Here is a 2,420-nt window from a genome sequence, read left to right on the forward strand (position 1 = left end):
AGCACCACCAAATAGTTGGTCATTACCATCATCACCAAACAGTTGGTCATTACCATCATTACCAAACAGTTGGTCATTACCAGCACCAGCAATTAGTTGATCGCTACCTTCATTTCCTAAAAGTTGATCATTACCAATACCACCATAAATCAGGTCATTACCTGCTAATCCCGATAAGATATCGTTCCCATCATTACCAAACAGTTGGTCATTGCCAGCATCACCATTCAACTCATCATCACCGCTACCACCGTTGACAATTAAACCTGTAATTAGATCATCAACAGTTTTGGATACAAGTTGACCTACTTGATTATAAACGTAGCTGGCAAATGCATCAGCGACACCATCGTTATTATTGTCAATCTCAGCGGAGGTGAGTTTGCCAGTTGCATCGTAGTTGTAAGTTGTCAGTGCCTCGATGATGCCATCAGAATTTTTGTCGAGTTGTTCGGATATCAACTGACCACTGGTATTGTAGTTATAAGTAATAGTTTCATCTGCGATGCCATCGATATTTTTGTCAATTTTTTGGGATAGCAGCTTGCCGCTAAAATCAAAAATGTAATTACCAACCGCATCAATGACAGTATCGTTATTGAAATCATAGCTAGCGTTTGTGTTTCCATAAGTTTTAGTTTCGCTATAATCAGCAACCCCATCACCATTATCGTCCAATTGATAGGATGTTTGGTTGCCTTTGGGGTCGTAAGTATAGGTTTTGATATAATCAGCGATGCCATCACCATTACCGTCCAATTGATAGGATGTCAGTTTGCCTTTGGCATTGTAAATATAGGTTCTGACTACATCAGGAATACCGTCATCTTTTTTGTTGCGGCTTAACGATATTACTCTGTCATTAGTATCATAGGTTCTGATTTCTATAAAATCCCAGATGCTATCACCGTTATTGTCACGACGATAGGATGTCAGTTTACGGCTAGCACTATAAGTTCTAGTTTCAACGAAATCAATGGTGCCGTCGCCGTTTTTGTCCAATTTATAAGATGTGATTTTGCCGTTGAGATCGTAAGCTTTAGTTTCAACAGAATCAAAGATGCCATCCCTATTTTTGTCAACACTATAGGATATCACCTTGCCGTTGGCATCATAAATATAGGTATAGAAAACATCAAGAATGCTGTCGCCGTTCTTGTAAATACTATCTGTTAACACTCTGCCGTTAGCATCATAAGTGAAAGTTCTGATATAATTAGGGATGCCATCGCCGTTGTAGTCACGGCTATAGTATGTTACTTTGCCGTTGGCATCATAAGTTCTGATTTCGCTGTAATCAACAACAACGGTGACGGCGTTGTCACGGCCATAGTATGTCAGTTTGCCGTTGGCATCATAAGTCCAAGTTTGGATAAAATCAGCGATGCCGTCACCGTTGTAGTCATCGCTTCTGTATATGAGGTTGCCATTGTCATCGTAGGTATAGTTTTGAACATAATCAGCAATGCCGTCACCATCATCGTCAGTCTTTGCAGATGTCAATCTATTATTAGCATCGTAGGTATAGGTTGAGGAAGAAGTATAAGTGTTGCTTTTATAGTATCTGGATATTTGGTTGCCGTCAGCATCATAAGTTACAACTTGGACAATATCGTCAATGCCATCATCGTTATAGTCTACGCTATAGTTTGTCAGGTTGCTATTGGCTTCATAAGTGGTGTAATCAGCGATACCGTCACCGTTGTAGTCAACGATAGTAGATATTTTGTTGTTATTAACATCATAAGTATAGGTATAGATAAAATCAGCGATGCCGTCACCATTGTTGTCATTGTTTAGAGATGTTCTGTTGCCTCTAAGATCGTAAGTCCTAGTTTCGATAAAATCAGCGATGCCATCACCGTTGTTGTCATAGCTTCTGGATATTAGTTTGCGGTTGGTATTATAAACAAAGGTTTGGGCCCTATCAGTGATGCCGTCACCGTTGTTGTCAAATGTATAGGATGTCAGTTGATATCTATAGGTAATAACTGAATCTATTGTCCCATCTGTGTTGTTGTCTACATTTTGGGATTTGAGTACACCATTAGCATCGTATGTATAGTTTGTGAGAGAGGTCATCACATTACCTTCATAGTAAGTATTTGTCTGGTTTTTTGCCAGCTATTTTAATGACACATTACTATGATTGGCTATATTTTACTAGTACCAAATTTGACAACTGATTCTAGTTGAGAAGCTATTGTTGATGGAATAACCACTTTTCAATGCATATTAACTATTATTACGAATTAATATGTATTGAGAAGTAATCTGAATTACAAGGATTAGAGTTATGCGATCGCTAACTCAACTCAGCTACTTTTATGATTAGTAATCTCGGTTATGCGATCGCTAAATCAACTAAGCTACCTTGATAACCAGTAATCTCAATCACTGCATCACTCAAAGCATTAAAT

General features: G+C 38.4%; 1 protein-coding gene and 1 pseudogene. Both read right to left on the bottom strand.

The features are described from left to right. Positions 1 to 2,082 (bottom strand): annotated as a pseudogene (locus AC5JMF_RS00745) (hypothetical protein); the annotation flags it as partial. A gap of 262 nt (positions 2,083 to 2,344) precedes the next feature. Beyond that, a partial coding sequence (locus tag AC5JMF_RS00750; RefSeq protein ID WP_495793807.1) for a bluetail domain-containing putative surface protein occupies positions 2,345 to 2,420 on the bottom strand: 76 nt, incomplete at its 5' end.

The sequence above is a fragment of the Desmonostoc vinosum genome (genome assembly GCF_059505385.1).